Origin of the sequence: Lactiplantibacillus paraplantarum, assembly GCF_003641145.1 — a bacterium.
Lineage (GTDB): Bacteria > Bacillota > Bacilli > Lactobacillales > Lactobacillaceae > Lactiplantibacillus > Lactiplantibacillus paraplantarum.
Window position 1 is genome coordinate 1,360,697 of the sequence record NZ_CP032744.1, and the last position, 16,334, is coordinate 1,377,030.

The following is a 16,334-nucleotide window of genomic DNA, read 5'->3' on the forward strand; positions in this document are numbered from 1 at the left end:
ATTTAGCAACATGGAACGTAAGTTAATCGGAGTTGACCTTGGTGGCACGACAACTAAGTTTGCCATTTTAACGGAAAATGGTGATATTCAACAAAAGTGGAGTATCGAAACCACGATCTTAGATGAAGGGGCTCACATTGTGCCTAACATCATTGATTCCATCAATCATCATATTGATCTATACAAGATGGATCGTTCACAATTTATCGGAATCGGGATGGGTACGCCTGGGACTGTTGATTTGAACAAAGGAACTGTTATTGGGGCCTATAACTTAAACTGGAAGACTTTACAACCAGTTAAAGAACAAATCGAAAAAGGGACGGGTATCAAGTTTACGTTAGATAATGATGCCAATGTTGCCGCACTCGGCGAACGTTGGAAGGGCGCTGGCGAAAACGGTAGCGATGTTGTCTTTGTAACCCTTGGAACTGGCGTTGGTGGTGGAATCATTGCCGATGGCCGTTTGCTTCATGGTGTTGCGGGTGGTGCCGGTGAAATCGGCCACGTGACAGTTGAACCTAATGGCTACATGTGTACTTGTGGTAAGAAGGGTTGTTTGGAACAATATGCTTCTGCAACGGGTGTGGTGCACGTTGCCCGTGATATGGCTGAAGAATTCTCCGGTGACTCTAAGTTGAAACAATTATTAGACAATGGTGAAGAAATCAGTTCGAAGATTACCTTTGATTTAGCTAAAGACGGCGATGTCTTGGCTAAACGAGTTGTTGACCGCGTTTCCTATTACTTAGGATTGGCCTTAGCCAACGTTGGTAATACGATGAACCCATCGTCAATTATTATCGGTGGTGGTGTTTCAGCGGCTGGTGACTTCTTGTTGAATCAAGTAATCAGTTATTTCAAACAATTCACGTTCCCAACAATTCGTGACACAACGGCTTTGAAGTTAGCAATCCTAGGTAACGATGCTGGGGTTATTGGTGCTGGTTCATTAGCTCAACGGTTCATTTAAAGTAATAATAAGGAAGCTTGGAAGTGATTTCTGAGCTTCTTTTTTATGATGATATTCTAGACTAGTTATTAACGATCTGAAAATTAAATGGATTAAATTATCGATTGGAGGCCGACGATGTCAAACCTATTATTATCCTCACGCGCGTTTTGCCATGTGACATTGACACACGCTTTTCTAGCTTTAGTGTCCCCGGTTGATCGTACAACTGCGAAGATTGTGATTATTGTTAATTCGGTCAACAACGGTAAAAAGCATCCCAAAATGTTGGAATTGCAACAAACGGTGCGACGACTTGGTTTCGTGGACGTTCAGCTCTTAGATGTATTAACGGATGACTTGACAGTGCTAGATACAGCGACTGCCATTATCTTGAATGGTGGTTACGAGTTTTTGTTGTTAAAAAATTTACGGCAGATGCACTTGTTACAGCGGCTACGACAGTTGGCATTGGCTGGCAAGCCCATTTATGGGATCAGCGCGGGGGCTATCTTGTTAGGCCCTGATTTGGATCTATATGCACAACTGTACCCTGAAGATAACACCGAACGGCTGACGACGACAACGGCGATTGGCGCGACGACTATTCGAATTTACCCGCATTATGAGGTTCATTGTGAGCTTAACCCACAATTGCCACAGCTAATCGCTGATTGGGAGCGGCAAACCGGCGTATCAGTCACCCGTCTGACTAATGATCAAGGTTTATTATTGCAGGGATCACGGGTACAGCTGATTGAACGAAGTGGCAGTTGAATCACAAGTTTTAGGTGGCTACAGCGATTACTATTAGATGCAGAATAGCGTTAAGTCTGCATTGCATTGGTTTACGATATTCATAATGCTGGCACCTAAGCCAAGCTTTACTTAGATATTAATCGATTGCAAGTATTAATTGATGATATCAAAGAGTGTGGGATCGTCAATAAAGGTTAAATCAAGCCTTTTACCGCTTACCCCTAGTAAAAGTAAGCGGTTTTGTGTAAAATAGGTAAGTAGAAATTAGGAGGGATAACGTGGTTTTAGGTGCATTGAGCGGTCTGACTTATGTTAACATTGTGTTAGTTATCATAATTGCGGCCTACTTTATTTATGAGTTGTATAGTTACATTCGGCGGCGACAAGTGTCCACGATGCTGGACGAAGAAGCTTTTCAGGCAGGAATGCGTAAAGCACAAGTTGTTGATTTACGTGAAAAGAAAGAGTTCGATGCGGGCCATATTTTAGGTGCGCGAAACATCCCATTTAACAGTTTGAAAGTACGGATGAATGAACTTCGTAAGGACATGCCGATCTACGTTTATGATCAAACCCATACGTTAAGTACACGGGCCGTGGTAACATTAGCTAAGAATGGCTATTCACAGCTCTATATTTTAAAGCCTGGCTATGCGCGTTGGGAAGGTAAGACGAAAAAAGCGAAGTATTAAAAAATGGCGGCTAGAACAAAAACTTGTTCAGCCACCATTTTTTAGTTAATTAACCGTTGTGAGCAGAGCGACTTTTGCGCATCGCCTTTTTACGGTTTTCTTCGAATTTGTTTTCTTGGTCTTCAATGGGGTCAACAACTTGCTTCTTAAATGATAAGACGGAACCGATTACGGCACCAGCAGTTGCGACGACTCCAAACAAGAAGCCACGGGTAAATGATTTCATTAGTAAAACCTCCTAGCTATTGTTAGTTTTATTATGCTTGTTTTACGTGGAGATAGCAATCAATTCAAACTAAATTTTAAAAAAGTGGGGTGAAAAGTGATGCTCACCAAGATTATTGCACACCGTGGTAGTAAGGGCACCCGGCCAGAAAATACGTTACCCGCATTTATTGCGGCGATTGAGGATGGTGCGGATGGCATTGAGACGGACGTTCACCTGTCACGAGATGGTCACCTGATAATTATGCACGATGAACTTGTTGACCGCACGACTGATGGGAGCGGTCGCATCGTTGATCACACGTTGGCAGAACTAAAGCAACTAGATGCAGGTCGTAAATATAGCCCGGCCTATGCGGGGACGCCAATTCCAACGTTAGATGAAGTGGTTCAGTTATTGATCCAGCGAAATTTTACGGGTATTTTTAACCTAGAAATCAAAACGAACAAAATTCATTATGAAGGTATTGAAGACCTTGTCGCGGATTATTTCAAGCATCATCAGGTACCATTTACACTGGTTTATTCGAGCTTTTATGGCAAGTCGATTGAACGATTGCATATTTTGCAGCCCGATGTTGAATCGGATAGTTTATTTAAGACCAAGGTTCAAACCGCTAAGCGGCTACATGCGCAGCATATTGTTTTAGGTTATCACCCAGATATTCGTTGGGTTCGCTTTCACTGGTTTTTACTTCCCAAGGTTCAGCTACGGCCGTGGACGGTTAATACCGCACGTGATATGCGGTTTTGCTATCGGCATCGCTTTGCGGGGTTGATTACGGATTATCCGGGATTGGCGCGTGAAGTTCGCAAACAAATTCAAGGAGGTTAAGTGAGTGACAGCAACAACTAAACATAAGGTATTATTAATTGCAGGTCCGACGGCAGTAGGTAAGACTGCATTATCACTAGCACTGGCAAAGCAGTTGAATGGTGAGATTATTTCTGGGGACTCAATGCAAGTTTATCGTCAGTTAGACATTGGTACGGCTAAAATCATGCCGGCTGAACAGGCCGGCATTCCCCATCATCTAATCGATATCAAAGATGTTAATCAGCGTTTTACGGTTGCTGAATTTGTTAGTCGGGCCACGACATTGATTAATGGAATTAGTGCTCGCGGCAAGTTGCCGATAATTGTCGGTGGCACTGGCTTTTACTTACAATCCTTACTGGCAGGCTATCAATTTGGACCAGCCGATAAAGCCCCTGATATGATGTATCGACAGGTTTGGTTTGACCGAGCGGCAGTTGAAGGGCCCCTGGTGGCGTGGACAGCACTCCAAGAGCGTGATCCGCGAGCAGCGGCCGCCATTGCGCCTGCTAACCTGGTTCGCGTTGTTCGTGCGCTAGAATACGAACATACGACCGGCCAACGGTTTTCTGATCAAGCCGATACGGTCAGTGAGACGCTTGATGCCTACACATTATGTCTTACGGCGGACCGGACACTATTGTATAACCGGATCAATCAACGTGTTGATCAAATGGTAGCAGCAGGATTGGCACAGGAGGCCCGCTGGTTGTTCGACCAAGGTGGGGCAACTTTACCAGCCGGCAAGGGTATCGGTTATCATGAATGGTTCCCATATTTTGATGGGGAACGGTCGCTTGATGAGACGGTTGCGGCTATCAAACAAGACTCACGACGCTACGCAAAACGGCAATTGACTTGGTTCCGTAATAAGATGACGGTTGATTGGGTCAACTTATTGGAACACCCTGAACTACGAGCCTCAATTGACCAGCAGCTAGCTAGTTGGTTAAGCTAAATTATAAATTGGTATACCTTTGATAAAACGTGTGATATTTTCTAACATGAATGATTGACATTCAATGATAACATTGCTAATATTAAGTCTGTATTAAAGAGGAGGGTCGTTATGAAGGAAAAGGAACTGCGTCGCTCGTTGGCTGTCTTACCAATTGGTACGGTTATGAAGCTGACCGATTTGTCCGCACGACAAATTCGTTACTATGAAGAGCAAGCATTGATTACGCCGGAACGGAATGCTGGTAATCGGCGGATGTTTTCGCTAAATGATATTGATCGGTTACTTGAGATTAAGGATTTTTTAGCAGATGGTATCAATATGGCAGGAATCAAAGAAATTTATGCGCGCCAAAAGCAGCGGGCTGAACAGAAACAAGCTGATTTGGCTAAGCCACTAACTGATCGCGATGTGCGCCGCATCCTTCATGATGAATTCCTGAATCTCGGAGGTTTGCAGTCCGACAAGGGTCCCAATTATCCGGCACGTTAAGGTATTTGCATCCGTTAGTCAATCAATTTAAGGAGCGATTTTCATGGCAAAACAGTCCTATTCAAAAGACGATATCCGCCGCATCGTCAAAGAAGAAAACGTTAATTTTTTGCGGTTAATGTTTACTGATTTATTTGGCACAATTAAGAACGTTGAAGTTCCGGTTTCACAACTCGACAAACTTCTGGATAACAAGTTGATGTTTGATGGTTCATCCATCGATGGGTTTGTTCGGATCGAAGAAAGTGACATGTACCTGTATCCTGACTTATCAACTTGGTTGATTATGCCTTGGAATACGGAACATGGAAAAATTGCACGGATCATCTGTGAAGTTTACACCGCTGACCGTAAGCCGTTTGAAGGTGACCCACGGAACAATTTGATTCGTGTCTTGAATGATATGCGGGAAGCAGGTTATACGTCATTTAACTGTGGGACTGAACCTGAATTCTTCTTATTTAAAATGAATGAAAAGGGCGAACCAACGACTGAATTGAACGATAAGGGGAGTTACTTTGACTTATCGCCAATGGACTTAGGTGAAAATTGTCGTCGGGATATTGCACTTGAACTCGAACGGCTTGGCTTTAACGTTGAAGCCAGTCACCATGAAGTTGCACCTGGCCAACATGAAATTGACTTTAAGTACGCGGATGCCTTATCTGCAGCCGATCATATTCAAACATTCAAGTTGGTCGTTAAGACCATCGCACGGAAATACAACTTGTGGGCAACCTTCATGCCTAAGCCGTTAAACGGTGTTAATGGTTCTGGGATGCATGTGAACATGTCCTTGTTCCATGATCAAGGGAATGCTTTTTACGATGCTAATGACAAGAGTGGGTTAGAATTGTCATCCGATGCTTACCATTTCTTAGGCGGTCTGATGAAGCATGCACGTTCTTACACGGCTGTTACGAATCCAACGGTCAACTCATACAAACGGTTGGTTCCAGGATACGAAGCACCAGTGTACGTGGCTTGGTCAGCCTCTAACCGGTCACCAATGATTCGAATTCCAAGTGCACGCGGCTTATCAACACGTCTTGAATTACGGAGTGTGGATGCATCAACTAATCCATATTTAGCCTTTGCAGCAGTGCTGGAAGCTGGCTTAGATGGTATCAAGAATGGCATCGAACCACCAAAGAGTGTTGATCGTAACATTTATGTCATGGATGAAGATGAACGTTCAGCAGCTGGTATCGCTGACTTGCCATCAACGTTACACAACGCTCTGAAAGAATTCCAGACAGATCCAACAATGAAAAAAGCGTTGGGGCCACATATTTATCAGAGTTTCTTGGAAGCTAAACGGCTAGAATGGGCATCATACCGTCAGCAAGTTAGCGAATGGGAACGTGATCAGTACATGGAACTGTATTAAATAACGAATTAAGATTAAAGTAAGACGGTTAGGGCACCTTAAATGGCGGACTAGCCGTTTTTGTTATAAAATTAGTAAATTGTGGTGTTAGCCTTTATTAATGCATCAATTTTCGGTAACATTAAGAATAGCAATGCAATTCAGCAAGTTTTCAATTATTATTGATTGCAAGGAGATTATTATGGAAAAACAAAATCAGCCTGATCTTGAAAAACAAGATCAACCTACGCGCGCGCTTACGAAGCGACTTCAACAAAAGTTAGACTATGTAACTACGGTGCGCCAAGCAATTACGGCTGGTGACGACCGGTTGATCTATGAATTGATCGATGGTGACCATTATCACCAAGCCTTACTTAACGAGGAACCGGATCCAACCCGTAATGCCCAAGTGGATTTAATTACGGATGTTTATCCGGCAATCAGTCACTACTTGAGTACCAAGTTAATTGATTATTTGGCCCATGAATACCCGTTCTTTTATTATGAGGAAACGCAGCTCGGTGAGTTTCAGATTTACTTTGGTAACTGGTGGGACCGGCGACGCTTTGGCAAATTAAACGTGTTAAAAGTGGCGTTTGAATTTAGTTCAGAAGAATATAACAAATTACAAAAAACTTTTGAATTAGCGCCAGAACATAAGCGATTTAATACGGACCGTATTCAACAAATTTCGGCTGGTAGTGATCAGCTCCAGAAGTTGATTGACGCTCAGTCGGACCGAGATGCCCAGAAAGAAGAATTGCGCAAGCAACTGAAGGAAAATGGGCAACGTAACTCGTTGTTTGATTCTGGCCGGATCAAAGAAGAACGCCAACAAATTATTGATCAGTTATCTAAACTGGCCGATGAAGATGAACAGGCGAACAATGCTCATGCCACTATGAAAGATAACGAAGCTAAGATCTTAACGCTTTCTAAGGAAGATACGATTTTAGCTTACGAAAAGCAAGCGATTGAAAACGCCTTTAAGAGTTTTGAGAATTTTAATGAGCGTAACCGTAGTCTTTATGTGGACTACTTGACCACGCTGATTGGGAAGGCGCAGGTAGCGGCTGATGGCGAATAATACGGACAAACAGATTGATACGGCAACATTGAGTACCCACGGTAAGTTGAGCACGTTCAACGAGGGCCTTAAAAAGGGACTCGCCAATGGTGAAAAGTTCACAGCTCTTATGGATCAATTGATTGATACGGCTGATGGCGAGACTTTATTAGCGGCCGCGCAACAGTTAGCGAATTTCAAACTAGATACGGCCTACGTGACGTTCCCGCATCAATATCAAAATGCAGACTATTACTTGATCTTCATGAGTCGCTTATTGGGGATGCATGGTGATGAACAAGCCGTATTGAATTCGCAACGGCATACTGAAGCTTTATACCACGTTTACAGTGCCTTAACGGATGATTATACGTTCTTGTACCAAGTGGTTGATAAGGGCAATGGTGGTGCATATTACCGGGAACAAACGACGGGCGAAAGCTTGTTTTATATTCATCTAGAACGGCGCTTATTGCGATTCAATAGTTCGGCCTTTACAAATTTATTTATTAATAAATTGTTGTTAAAAGGGACGGGCGTTGATCAAATTAACGTGGTACTAGCAACGCTAATTAAATTTGGACATTGTTTACAAGACGACTTCGGCTTTAATGTCGATTTCAATATTTTGGACGTGGCTAATGCGGCCAAATACGAGTTGCGTGCTGCCGACCTTGATCGGGCGATCGTTGATCAATTATTCGTAAGCGCCGCCGAAAATGATTATATGTTGCGCAATTCACAACATGGCCAGGGTGCTCAAATTGAACTGCGGACAGGTTTGACCGTTGATATTTTTGATGCGGCTGAGGCTGATGGTGGCCGCAAATGGGTATTGACCGTCCATGATCCTGAGCAAGCCGTCTCATGGTTTGATGTGTTACTGCATTTTGGCTTTATGCGTGATTGGTACTTAGATAATATTGATTCGCTAGAAATAAAAGCGGATCCATTAGTATTTGCTTAAGTAACGGAGGGATTTGATGCTAGAATTAGCAACGCTATTGCAACAATCAATCCGCTTAGACCGTGATATTACAGCACGTCAGCAGATTCATTGGCGGCCACAAGAACGATTGCAAAATGCAATGGTTTCGCTGGACGTGGAACTAGCTGAGATGGCGAATACATCGGAGTGGTTTAAAGTTTGGAAAATTTACCGGGGTAAGGCTGATCCAGATAAGACGCACCGAGAGACCTTGTTGAACGAATATGTGGATGCCATGGATTTCTTTTTTCTTGTTTCGGCCATTCAACAGTGGACACATTTAATTCCAGTCACGGCTGAGCAATTGACCAGTATCACGGCCAAGCCAACGACAGATCTGAACAAACAGTATTTAGCAATTAAGCATTTATTATATGATGCCTACTTTAACCATCGACGGGAAAGCTATCAGCATGCTTGGCACGTTTTCTTAAAGATCGGTTTAGTTGACTTTGGGTTTGATCAAGATGAGATTCAAGCAGCTTTTACTGCTAAAAATCATGTTAATGAGCAACGTCAAGCGAATAACTATTAAAAAATAACCTAATTACGCGAGCAGTTCACGTAATTAGGTTATTTTTAAGCATCGGCGATTAATTGCGCCTCGTTATCTTTATCTTGAGCAACCAGCTCATTGACTTGGTCGATCAGTGTTTGTCGCTGGTCAAGATCATCGTCGCATTCAAAGAAAGCGCCGAGTTCTTCAGCTAGGGTGTCTTTGCCCGCATCCATATACCGAAAGTCATGACTCGTAATCGTATAGTGCTGCTGATCTGGCATCCGCACAATCACGCAACCAGTGGCTGATTTTCCCTTGGACGCTTTGTCGGTGAATTCCACGGCTAGCACGTAGGGAGCGTCGGTTGAGCGATCCTTGATGGCGTGAGCGATATTCCCAGTAATTGCTTCAAGTTTCAATTGTTTCACCTCAAAATATATTATACGCACTATTGAGGCGGGATGCGAGAATTGTTTTAGTCTAAGCGTTGTTCGGCCCTGCGGTTCTGTTCAGCGTAAAAGATGTTGAAGGCGCGGTGGGCACTGATGACGAGTCGGTAATGATGCTGCGCGACTAACAGATTATTACGGAATTCAAAAGTGTCGCGGCCTTGTTGAATAAACGTTAAGGTGTCATTGAGATAGATATTATTAGTTAAGCCATGGCGTAAAAGCATTGTTGATTCCCCCAGTATTCGATAAATTGATTGTACTACTTTGGTGGTGCGCGCTGCTGGTGAGGGCACTTGATTGTAAATTGTTGATGTAAACTCGGTTAATTAAAATGGTTAACCAGTGCTTAAATAAAATATAGAAGTACTCAATTTTGAATGAATGTCGGCGTTTGATAAAGCCTGTGATTTTGTTATTTAATTGTCAGGCTGGTAATAACATTATGACAGTTCATGGTTCTAAATCACAATAAGCGAGTTGTGATTTAAAATCAAAAAGCAATCCTGTCAAAGACGGTTTGACAGGATTGCTTTTTTGGTTATTTACATGCGGGTCGCTATTAATGTCACGAGTGAGACTTGAACTCACAACCCTCCGCTTAGAAGGCGGATGCTCTATCCAGTTGAGCTACCGTGACAACAACAAGATTAATTATAGTTAAGAAGCTGAAGTGTGTCAATTTTTATTTGGCTTTTCGCTAATCTGAAATGCTAAAAATGACAGTTGGCATGAAGAATTTTTGTAAAATGTAATATTTGTAACAAAAAGAAACTGAATTTAAGTAAGTGCTTTTAGCATTAGGTATAGTAATAATATGAGCTGATGAAATTGAAATTAAAAATGGTGAAATTGTAAAATTATGTGATTGCCGAAATTTAGATGCGATAAAACAGCACTATGTAAATGCTGTAATAGCGGTAACTAAGCCTCGTCGCAATCAGTTTGATTTTTTGAAAATTGGTATTACATATTGGTATTGAAAAAGCTAATTTAGCCAAGAATATTTAAGAAAAGCTAAAGAAACTAACAAAACTGACTAAAATAGTTTATTTTGCTTGAAATATTGCTGTAACAAAACGATAATAATCACGTAACAAGGAAGGAGAATTCTTATGGGTTCAGTATTTGCAATTGTCGGTATCATCGCCATCGCTGGTGGGATTCAATATTATTCAAACTTTGTTGCCAAAGAAAATGCAAGCAGTAAGCATTTCACTGCTTCCCGTAATGACCGTTAGTCAACGGGAGTTCTTGAACTTGCACATTGGCATTATACAATCAATCAATTAAAAAAGAACTACTCACTATAAGATGAGCAGTTCTTTTTTAATTACTTGATTTTTGGTGTTTTTTCGATGGTGTCAGTCTTGCCGGCAGCCCAACGCTGGATAGCAGCAACTTCTTTTTCGCGACGAATGCGCTTTTGCTTCCCAGCAACTGGCCGACGTGATGCCCATGTGTTATATGGTTTTGCAACAACAGTCATAAGAGTATGTCCCTCCTTTGATTAGTCCAATAACGACTATATTAAACAAGAATAGTGTACATTGCAACCGAATTAACAGGAAAAGCCAGACTTTTCCCAAAAATTGCATTATTAGTATAACGGTTATTTCGGTCGCTTGTCAAGATAAAATCCTTTACAGCGTGCATAAAGGTCTTTTTTACTATTCATTAACAACACATTGTACTAGTAAATTTGTCATGAATCATGATTAAAACATGCCAGTTAGTTGGATTATTATTCGTCAGTATATGCGCGTTTTAGGCCGACCTCCGGGGCTGGGTGCCAATTGCTGGAACAGGGCGGACATCGATTTGAACTCACGCAGAAGCTCACTGCGCAATTTCAAATACGAGTCTTCTTCTAGCCCGGGAACACCACCCGGACAAGAAGAACTTCGCCCTTGAGCATTGTCACCCAGCCCCTCCAGTCTCAAATCTGCGCGGAACCGTGAGTTGAGACCGAACATTGTCTAGCCTACAAATTAATGAGGTTTGCATTAGTCCGTTGGCATGGTAAGCACAGATTTCAGTGGCACCAAGCAGTTTCGGGGTTGCTTGAATGGCTGATAAACGATCACGCTGCTTGGTACAATTGATCGTGGAATAGTTGTTGTGTGGAATTTTTAGCCAACCATGGTGTTAGTCTAAGTCAGTTGTTTGAAACGCTTAATTATTAACTGTAGATGTGTAGCTATAGACATCAAGAATCACGATATTAACGGTTGATGCAATTGGGTGAACATGCAAATCTGCCATTGTCTCGCTTAAGATAATCGTAAAAGCTGTTTAGATGTGACGGGGTGTTAGACGGAATTGAACTATTTGTCCGGCTGATTATCATCTGTTAGACGTTCTTGATAATTAATGTTATATTGGTTATGAAACGAAAGTAGGGAGCGAATATGAGCCATGAAATGGACCCGCGCGTCGATAAAACTCGGCGCCGTTTGCGGCAAGCATTAATTACATTATTACAGACAGAAACCGTTGACAATATTTCCGTGCAGAAGCTGACGAGTACTGCGTCGATTACACGGGGAACTTTTTATTTACACTATAAAGATAAACCAGCTTTTGTTGATCAGGCTTTAGATGACTTGGTCAGTGAATTGTTCGCGGCGGCAATCGTAACGGTTTCGGTGAGCGATATTATGACGAATCCACTTGATCCGTTGCAACGCGTACAAGTTTTCTCATTGTCAAAGGCGTTAGCGTATATTAGTCAGCACGCCGAAGCGTTTGAGACGCTATTGTTGGATCAACGCCAGTTAGCAGTTGATCAGCGGATCAATCAGCAGATGACGACGTGGATGACGAAATTCCATCATGACTTTGAAGACCAGTTTGCAGATTTGGAAGTGCCGGTTAGTATTCAAGTTGCATACTATGTAGCTGCTACGGTCGGTTTGATGACCGATTGGCTGGCCAATGACATGATCTATACGCCACATTATTTAACTAAGTGCATCAAGAAAATGCATCATCTGATGGCGGTCGGTAGCATTAGCTTTACGGACTTTTTTGTAAACTGAAATCAATCCTTGACTATTATGAAAAAATTTGATAATATTTTCCTGTTGTATTTGTGGACTTCTACAGCTACAACCGCACGGATTGAGTCTTAAGTTCAGCAATGGCACTTACATTCGGCGAGTCTAAGTGATTCATAATTTAAGGAGGTGCACAAACGTGTACGCAATTATTGTAACTGGTGGTAAACAATATAAAGTTGAAGCAGGCCAAGCAATTTACGTTGAAAAACTTGACGCTGCAGCTGGCGACAAGGTTACTTTTGATCAAGTAGTCTTTGTTGGTGGTGACACAACTAAGGTTGGAACGCCGACTGTTGATGGTGCGACGGTTGAAGGTACTGTTGAAAAGCAGGGCCGTGACCGTAAAGTGGTTACTTTCAAGTATAAGGCCAAGAAGGGCCAACATACGAAGAAGGGTCATCGCCAACCATACACTAAGGTAACGATCGACACAATTAATGCATAATTAAGAAAGTAGGCATTCCTTATGATTCAGGCAACCATTTCTCGTAATGCAACCGGTCAAGTGACCGCTTTTAAATTGACGGGACATGCTGATTCAGGTGCTTATGGACAAGACATCGTTTGTGCGGCGGTTTCGGTGTTAGCAATTAGTACAATCAATGGGATTGAACAAGTTGCCCACTTACAGCCCGCAGTGCAAAGTGATGAAACTAATGGTGGGTTACTAATTGCAGATTTTACTAAGTTAGACTTAGCAAACTCCCAATTACAAACTTTACTTGAAAGTTTCACGCTTGGTTTGAACGATGTGGCCACGAATTACGGTGATTATATCCGGGTTCGTGAACAAACAAGATAACCACATTCGGAGGTGGACTTTACTATGTTAATGAACTTGCAATTCTTCTCTCACCATAAAGGTGGCGGTTCAACTGCCAACGGTCGTGATTCAGCTGGTCGGCGTTTAGGCGCTAAGCGGGCTGACGGCCAAACTGTTAAGAATGGTAACATTCTTTATCGTCAACGCGGAACCCATATTTACCCAGGTGTAAACGTTGGCCGTGGTGGCGACGATACATTATTTGCAATGGCTGACGGTGTCGTTCGTTTTGAACGCAAAGGTCGCGACAAGCGCCAAGTATCTGTTTACCCAGCAAAATAATTTTTGAAGAGCCTCTGCATGGAGGCTCTTTTTTTGTGAAACAATCCGGGCAGACGTGCTAGCTAATCAGTTGTTAGTCAACGCTGCGGGCTAACCGATGTATCGCTGGTTAGTGGGCTTCAACAAATCGTTACCTTCAGCTTTTAGAAAGTTTGGTATAATAAAGCATGGGTTATGATGGGAGTGACGATATGAAGAGTCGAGTTGAACGGTTACAAAAACAGTTTGATCAGTTAAAAATTGATGCGTTCTTAGTCTCAAGTGAGGCTAATTTACAATATTTAACAGGAATGGCGGATATGGCTGGTGATGGTTATTTATTGGTGCTGGCCCAAGGTGTTTACCTGATTACGGATGCCCGTTATCAAACAGCCTTTGCTGATCAGTATGATGATCAACACTTAATCATTACTCGTGACTATCTGGGGGCAGTTTGCGAGATTATTGCAAACACGCACACGGGGGTCATGGGTTTTGAAGCCGATATTCCATATGCCGCATACAGTTATTTGGACGAGAACTTGGTCAGTGATTTAGTAGCCTTGCCAGACGTGGTTGATGATCTTCGAATCACGAAGAGTTCTGATGAAATTGACTGTCTACGAGCGAGTGCTCACTTAGCGGATGCTGGCTTTGAATATGTAACAAGTATTGTACGGCCAGGGATGCGCGAAGTTGATGTCAGCAATTTACTAGATGCGTTTATGCGGACGCACGGCGCTAGTGGGCCTTCGTTTACGACGATCGTGCTCGGTGGTGCGCGGGCGGCTTTGCCCCACGGAACCGCCTCTAAAGCTGTTTTGGCAGCCGGTCAACTTGTGACGCTTGATTTTGGTTACTTCTTAAATGGTTATACGTCTGATATGACACGGACGTTTGCATTAGGAACACCAGATGCGAAGCTGGTCACAGCTTATCAGGCAGTTCAAGCAGCCCAACAAGCCGTGGTTGACCAAGTCAAAGCGGGGGCGGCAACCGCCCAGTTGGATGCCGTGGGCCGAGATTTACTGACGAAGGCCGGTTATGGTAGTGCTTTTAACCACGGAATGGGCCATGGCATTGGCTTGGCCATACACGAAGGCCCGTTGATTTCCAAGAATACAACGGCAACCTTAGTTGCAAATAGTGTCGTGACCGTGGAGCCCGGGGTGTACTTCCCAGATTTAGGTGGGATGCGGATTGAAGACGATGTCTTAGTGACCACCGATGGGCATGAAAGATTGACGACAGCGACCCGGGATTTACTGATTTTATAGTTAAGACAGTTGCCACAGCGGCTCGGTCTTGTTATAGTTATAAGGATATATTCGAGGAGGATTTTTAAAAATGATTTCAACTGCAGATTTTAAAAATGGTTTGACGATTGAAGTAGACAACGCAATTTGGCGCATCGTGGAATTCCAGCATGTTAAGCCTGGTAAGGGTGGCGCATTTGTACGTTCAAAGCTTAAAAATTTACGGACGGGTGCCGTTCAAGACAAAACGTTCCGGGCCGGCGCACGGATGGAACAAGCCCCAATTGAAAAGAGTACGATGCAGTACCTTTATGCCGATGGTGACAGTTATGTCTTCATGAATACTGAAACTTACGAACAAATTGAAATTCCTGGCGATCATATTCAAAACGAATTAAAGTTCTTGAAAGAAAACATGGAAGTTCAAGTAACCCTTTATAAAGGCGAAGTATTGGGAATTGATTTGCCAAACACGGTTACCTTAGAAGTTGCCGAAACTGAACCAGGAATTAAGGGTGATACGGCTTCTGGTGGTTCCAAGCCAGCAACGTTGGAAACGGGTGCGATTATTCAAGTGCCATTCTTCGTTAAGGCGGGCGACAAGTTGATCGTTAACACCGTTGATTCCACTTACGTTTCACGGGCTTAATTTTAGTAAACTAATACCGGCAAACATGGAATTGGAGGAATGTCAAAATGGCTGACAGTAGCAACATTACGTTACAAAGCAAAGAACCCAGCTTAGGACAAATTCAAATTGCACCAGAAGTGCTTGAAATAATCGTTGGTATCGCGGTAAGCCAAATTGATGGTGTTAACCGGATGCAAGGGACGATTTCTTCCAGTGTCAATGAGTTGTTCGGTCGCAAGAAGAATCTTGGTAAGGGTGTCAAGCTAACAATCGTCGATAATCAGATTAGTGTTGATGTGTACGCATACTTAGACTATGGTGTTTCAGTTCCGAAAGTTGCCTTGGCAATTCAGGATAAGATTAAGCAGCAAATTCTATTTATGACTGATCTTGCATTGAGTGAAGTCAATGTTCACATTACTGGTATTGTGACTGAGAAGACTGAAAGTGCCATTGATCCAAACAATCTGTTTGGTGATGAAGATACCCAGACCGATGAAAATGAAGATGGTGAAGAATCGTGAGTTTAACGCGTCATGAAATCCGAGAAAAAGCATTTCAAGCGCTATTTGCCCTGAATGCTAATCCGGACGCTGATGAAAATCAGTTATTCCAACAGTTACTTAACCCTGAAGAGGCGGATGCAGTTGAAATTCCTGCGTATTTAAGTACGTTAGTAACTGGTGTTCGTGAACATCAAGCGGAATTAGACGCTCAAATTCAGCCCTATTTGAGCCAGACGTGGTCATTAGACCGGCTGGCTAAGACTGATTTGATTATCTTACGAATGGCGTTCTTTGAATTGCAGTTTGTTGACGACGTTCCAACTAAGGTCGCAGTTAACGAAGCAATTGAATTAACGAAGGCGTTCAGTGATGACCGGTCTCGAAAATTCGTCAGCGGTGTGCTTGGTAAAGTGGTTAAAAACCAAGCTAATTAGTCTAAAACCGAACAATCTTATGTTCTACCGTAAAAGTCTGGCAATTTGCCAGACTTTTTTTAATAACTTATTAGTAAACCGGTCATAAATCA

At 42.7% G+C, this 16,334-nt stretch carries 23 protein-coding genes, 1 tRNA gene and 1 other annotated feature; of the genes, 19 read left to right on the plus strand and 5 right to left on the minus strand.

Annotation, left to right across the window (positions count from 1 at the left end; genetic code table 11):
* Window positions 1-10: 10 nt before the first annotated feature.
* From LP667_RS06520 to LP667_RS06530, 3 genes are all read left to right on the plus strand, one after another.
* Window positions 11-973: an ROK family glucokinase gene (locus tag LP667_RS06520; RefSeq protein ID WP_021731686.1), complete on the plus strand. Its 963-nt coding sequence runs from the start codon at window positions 11-13 to the stop codon at window positions 971-973.
* Window positions 974-1,090: 117 nt separating this feature from the next.
* The gene (locus LP667_RS06525; RefSeq protein ID WP_021731685.1) at window positions 1,091-1,729 is read left to right on the plus strand and encodes a Type 1 glutamine amidotransferase-like domain-containing protein; all 639 of its coding nucleotides are present in this window, start codon (window positions 1,091-1,093) and stop codon (window positions 1,727-1,729) included.
* 260 nt (window positions 1,730-1,989) lie between these two features.
* Complete coding sequence (locus tag LP667_RS06530; protein ID WP_021731684.1) at window positions 1,990-2,403, plus strand: rhodanese-like domain-containing protein; 414 nt, start codon at window positions 1,990-1,992, stop codon at window positions 2,401-2,403.
* A 49-nt stretch (window positions 2,404-2,452) separates the two neighbouring features.
* Here LP667_RS06530 and LP667_RS06535 read toward each other — a convergent pair whose 3' ends face one another.
* Complete coding sequence (locus tag LP667_RS06535) at window positions 2,453-2,629, minus strand: DUF3042 family protein (RefSeq protein WP_003640329.1); 177 nt, start codon at window positions 2,627-2,629, stop codon at window positions 2,453-2,455.
* Between the two features lie 99 nt (window positions 2,630-2,728).
* Between LP667_RS06535 and LP667_RS06540 the strand changes: the two genes are divergently transcribed.
* From LP667_RS06540 to LP667_RS06570, 7 genes are all read left to right on the plus strand, one after another.
* Complete coding sequence (locus tag LP667_RS06540) at window positions 2,729-3,463, plus strand: glycerophosphodiester phosphodiesterase (protein WP_021731682.1); 735 nt, start codon at window positions 2,729-2,731, stop codon at window positions 3,461-3,463.
* A 4-nt stretch (window positions 3,464-3,467) separates the two neighbouring features.
* The gene (miaA, locus tag LP667_RS06545) at window positions 3,468-4,403 is read left to right on the plus strand and encodes a tRNA (adenosine(37)-N6)-dimethylallyltransferase MiaA (RefSeq protein ID WP_021731681.1); all 936 of its coding nucleotides are present in this window, start codon (window positions 3,468-3,470) and stop codon (window positions 4,401-4,403) included.
* A gap of 111 nt (window positions 4,404-4,514) precedes the next feature.
* On the plus strand, window positions 4,515-4,895 hold the full coding sequence (locus LP667_RS06550) for a MerR family transcriptional regulator (protein ID WP_021731680.1): 381 nt from the start codon (window positions 4,515-4,517) through the stop codon (window positions 4,893-4,895).
* A gap of 43 nt (window positions 4,896-4,938) precedes the next feature.
* Complete coding sequence (glnA, locus tag LP667_RS06555; RefSeq protein WP_021731679.1) at window positions 4,939-6,285, plus strand: type I glutamate--ammonia ligase; 1,347 nt, start codon at window positions 4,939-4,941, stop codon at window positions 6,283-6,285.
* A gap of 133 nt (window positions 6,286-6,418) precedes the next feature.
* Window positions 6,419-7,354: a hypothetical protein gene (locus LP667_RS06560; RefSeq protein ID WP_050584271.1), complete on the plus strand. Its 936-nt coding sequence runs from the start codon at window positions 6,419-6,421 to the stop codon at window positions 7,352-7,354.
* Window positions 7,344-8,300 carry a hypothetical protein gene (locus LP667_RS06565; RefSeq protein WP_021731677.1) on the plus strand — a complete coding sequence of 319 codons (957 nt, stop codon included), beginning with the start codon at window positions 7,344-7,346 and terminating at the stop codon, window positions 8,298-8,300. Before LP667_RS06560 ends, LP667_RS06565 begins: the two co-directional genes overlap by 11 nt.
* Window positions 8,301-8,316: 16 nt before the next feature.
* The gene (locus LP667_RS06570) at window positions 8,317-8,856 is read left to right on the plus strand and encodes a dUTP diphosphatase (protein WP_021731676.1); all 540 of its coding nucleotides are present in this window, start codon (window positions 8,317-8,319) and stop codon (window positions 8,854-8,856) included.
* A 44-nt stretch (window positions 8,857-8,900) separates the two neighbouring features.
* On the opposite strand, the gene LP667_RS06575 is transcribed toward LP667_RS06570, so the two are convergent.
* The 3 genes from LP667_RS06575 to LP667_RS06585 all read right to left on the minus strand — a co-directional run bounded on the left by LP667_RS06575 (window position 8,901) and on the right by LP667_RS06585 (window position 9,909).
* A complete protein-coding gene (locus LP667_RS06575; RefSeq protein ID WP_021731675.1) occupies window positions 8,901-9,239 on the minus strand; it encodes a hypothetical protein in 339 nt (112 codons plus the stop codon).
* Window positions 9,240-9,295: 56 nt separating this feature from the next.
* Complete coding sequence (locus LP667_RS06580; RefSeq protein WP_021731674.1) at window positions 9,296-9,496, minus strand: hypothetical protein; 201 nt, start codon at window positions 9,494-9,496, stop codon at window positions 9,296-9,298.
* A 339-nt stretch (window positions 9,497-9,835) separates the two neighbouring features.
* Window positions 9,836-9,909: transfer RNA gene (locus LP667_RS06585), tRNA-Arg, on the minus strand.
* 475 nt (window positions 9,910-10,384) lie between these two features.
* Between LP667_RS06585 and LP667_RS17230 the strand changes: the two genes are divergently transcribed.
* Window positions 10,385-10,510 (plus strand): hypothetical protein, encoded by a 126-nt coding sequence (locus tag LP667_RS17230; protein WP_015380266.1) that lies wholly within the window; start codon window positions 10,385-10,387, stop codon window positions 10,508-10,510.
* Between the two features lie 92 nt (window positions 10,511-10,602).
* Here the strand turns inward: LP667_RS17230 and LP667_RS06590 are convergent, their stop codons facing one another.
* Window positions 10,603-10,758 (minus strand): hypothetical protein, encoded by a 156-nt coding sequence (locus tag LP667_RS06590; RefSeq protein ID WP_003640341.1) that lies wholly within the window; start codon window positions 10,756-10,758, stop codon window positions 10,603-10,605.
* Between the two features lie 922 nt (window positions 10,759-11,680).
* On the opposite strand from LP667_RS06590, the gene LP667_RS06600 reads away from it, so the two are divergent.
* From LP667_RS06600 to nusB, 8 genes are all read left to right on the plus strand, one after another.
* On the plus strand, window positions 11,681-12,310 hold the full coding sequence (locus tag LP667_RS06600; RefSeq protein ID WP_021731673.1) for a TetR/AcrR family transcriptional regulator: 630 nt from the start codon (window positions 11,681-11,683) through the stop codon (window positions 12,308-12,310).
* Window positions 12,311-12,371: 61 nt separating this feature from the next.
* Window positions 12,372-12,445: a sequence feature (ribosomal protein L21 leader region), on the plus strand.
* Window positions 12,446-12,467: 22 nt separating this feature from the next.
* Window positions 12,468-12,776, plus strand: a complete 309-nt coding sequence (rplU, locus tag LP667_RS06605) for a 50S ribosomal protein L21 (protein ID WP_003640343.1) — start codon at window positions 12,468-12,470, stop codon at window positions 12,774-12,776.
* Between the two features lie 21 nt (window positions 12,777-12,797).
* Window positions 12,798-13,133, plus strand: a complete 336-nt coding sequence (locus tag LP667_RS06610; protein WP_021731672.1) for a ribosomal-processing cysteine protease Prp — start codon at window positions 12,798-12,800, stop codon at window positions 13,131-13,133.
* 24 nt (window positions 13,134-13,157) lie between these two features.
* Entirely contained in the window at window positions 13,158-13,436 is a 279-nt protein-coding gene (rpmA, locus tag LP667_RS06615) for a 50S ribosomal protein L27 (protein ID WP_003638594.1), read from the plus strand.
* Window positions 13,437-13,627: 191 nt separating this feature from the next.
* Window positions 13,628-14,692: a M24 family metallopeptidase gene (locus LP667_RS06620; RefSeq protein ID WP_021731671.1), complete on the plus strand. Its 1,065-nt coding sequence runs from the start codon at window positions 13,628-13,630 to the stop codon at window positions 14,690-14,692.
* 70 nt (window positions 14,693-14,762) lie between these two features.
* Window positions 14,763-15,320 (plus strand): elongation factor P, encoded by a 558-nt coding sequence (gene efp, locus LP667_RS06625; protein WP_003638596.1) that lies wholly within the window; start codon window positions 14,763-14,765, stop codon window positions 15,318-15,320.
* A gap of 47 nt (window positions 15,321-15,367) precedes the next feature.
* Entirely contained in the window at window positions 15,368-15,826 is a 459-nt protein-coding gene (locus LP667_RS06630; protein ID WP_056988304.1) for an Asp23/Gls24 family envelope stress response protein, read from the plus strand.
* Entirely contained in the window at window positions 15,823-16,242 is a 420-nt protein-coding gene (nusB, locus tag LP667_RS06635) for a transcription antitermination factor NusB (RefSeq protein WP_021731669.1), read from the plus strand. Before LP667_RS06630 ends, nusB begins: the two co-directional genes overlap by 4 nt.
* Window positions 16,243-16,334: the final 92 nt, after the last annotated feature.